At 59.7% G+C, this 1,795-nt stretch carries 3 protein-coding genes; 1 reads left to right on the forward strand and 2 read right to left on the reverse strand.

Annotated elements, in window-relative coordinates:
* Window positions 1–363 (reverse strand): cyclic nucleotide-binding domain-containing protein (locus AUC71_RS13225; RefSeq protein ID WP_483127811.1); only part of this gene is annotated, 363 nt, incomplete at its 3' end.
* A gap of 244 nt (window positions 364–607) precedes the next feature.
* On the opposite strand from AUC71_RS13225, the gene AUC71_RS13230 reads away from it, so the two are divergent.
* The gene (locus tag AUC71_RS13230) at window positions 608–1,003 is read left to right on the forward strand and encodes a response regulator (RefSeq protein ID WP_069624634.1); all 396 of its coding nucleotides are present in this window, start codon (window positions 608–610) and stop codon (window positions 1,001–1,003) included.
* Window positions 1,004–1,026: 23 nt separating this feature from the next.
* Here AUC71_RS13230 and AUC71_RS13235 read toward each other — a convergent pair whose 3' ends face one another.
* The gene (locus AUC71_RS13235) at window positions 1,027–1,257 is read right to left on the reverse strand and encodes a hypothetical protein (RefSeq protein WP_069624635.1); all 231 of its coding nucleotides are present in this window, start codon (window positions 1,255–1,257) and stop codon (window positions 1,027–1,029) included.
* Window positions 1,258–1,795: the final 538 nt, after the last annotated feature.

Below are 1,795 nucleotides of genomic sequence, written 5' to 3' on the forward strand. Positions count from 1 at the left end.
GCTCTCGCTCTCGGCGGCGCAGCGCTTCAGGTCGGCGATCTTCATGCAGAGACCGTCTCCGGGAACCTGCATGAAGGTGTCGTAGGTGGCGCGATCCGCTCCCAGAAGAACGGCGCCGCCCGTCATGCCTTCGCGGCCGATCAAGCCCACCTCGACGCCGCTGCCGACCTTGCCGTTGGCCACCACCGAAGCGATGCCGTCCTCGGGAAAATACGCGGCCGTGATGCGGCGATTGGGCCTCTCCAAACTTTTTCGGACAGGAAGGTCGACGTCGACGAGATGAGGTTCCAGGAGATCGAAGTCACGCCGCGACAGCGCGGCAAGAAGCCGATTCGGCCCATCATATTTTGTGGATTGCGTCACGCGCTCGTTCCCCTAGAGGGCAAGAGCGCGATTTTCGTCTCCCAGCCGGCCGCGCCCGGATATCCTGGCGGCCGATGCTTCAGCCTACGCTCTTGGGGGACACTGTCAAATCGACCTTTGGTACGATTTCGTACATTACTTGGAACACGAAACGGAAGCTGCGGGTTTGAAGAATAAGAGGCGCGTCTACTTAAACTGACGACCGGAGCTGAATTTGGCCCATTCCCGATCTTGTGGCGTTGCCTTGCTCGTAGAAGACGAGTGGCTGATCCGGGCTGACATGGCGGCGGCGTTCGAAGACGCGGGCTGGGAGGTGGAGGAGGCGAGCACCGGCGAGGGTGCCATCGAATGCCTGCGGAACGGGCAGGAGATCGACTTGCTGGTCACCGACATCCAACTCGCCGGCTACCTGAATGGATGGGATGTCGCGGAGGCCGCCCGGGGCGTGCGAGGCGATTTTCCTGTGATCTATGCCTCGGGCAATCCAGTCAATCCAAAGCGGTCGGTCTCAGGGAGCGTGTTCCTGAGCAAGCCGTGTTGCGGAACCGAGGTCGTAAAACGGCGTGCGAGTTGGCGCGCAAAACCAAGAGTGGCGCGCGACATTGAGAAAAAGCCCGGCGGGAAGGAGCCGGGCTTTTGAAGAGTCCCTCAGAGACTTTGCTCTCAGAGACCGAAATTTCTCAAGGTGATGGTTGTCAGGGCCTCGCGTCCGGTGACGCCGTGGCAGGCGAAGGCGAACATCTTTTTGCGCAGCGCCAGCTTCAGGCCTTCCTTATCGCTCCACTTTTCATAGGGCCCGGAGACATGGAGGACGGTCCAAGCCGACCGGAAGGCAGCATCGATCGTTCTGAGCTCCTCGGGTGAGAAAGCGTGCTTATGGGGGATTTCTTTCATGCCCCAATTGTCTGCCTCCCGACCGACCGGCACAATCGAGGACTCGGTACGGATTCAGACCGTCATCGATTTCACACAAAGGAACCCCCTCGCGAACTGCAGGTTTAGCTCTCCGGAATTGGGAGGTTTCTTTGGCTGAACGGCAACGACAATACCTGCAGTTTTGCAATGCGTTCCTGGCTGGAACTGAAGACATAGATCTGCAGTACTTTGCTGAGAGCCATGGGCTCGACAGACACTGTGTCCGGCTGCTCATTCGTGAACTGGCTGTCGCCCCACCATCGGAAGGCGACGAGCCTCTCCATGAGGATGCTGCCAAGCCGGCCGCTGCCGGGGCGTCGTGAATACGCGCGCCCCTCTGAAAGTCGGAGCCTAAAAAGCCTCCAAGAGCCAATTGCCTAGAGCCGCCTCTGCCCCTATATAGGGCCCATTCCCCTCAATTGGTTCGTTTGGCTCTTTCGCCGGAGGGGGCGAGAGAGATAGCGCTACCCCTTTACGTAAGGTTCGAGATGCTCATGACCCGCACCCCGTTGATGCC

This window comes from Methyloceanibacter marginalis (genome assembly GCF_001723295.1).
Lineage (GTDB): Bacteria > Pseudomonadota > Alphaproteobacteria > Rhizobiales > Methyloligellaceae > Methyloceanibacter > Methyloceanibacter marginalis.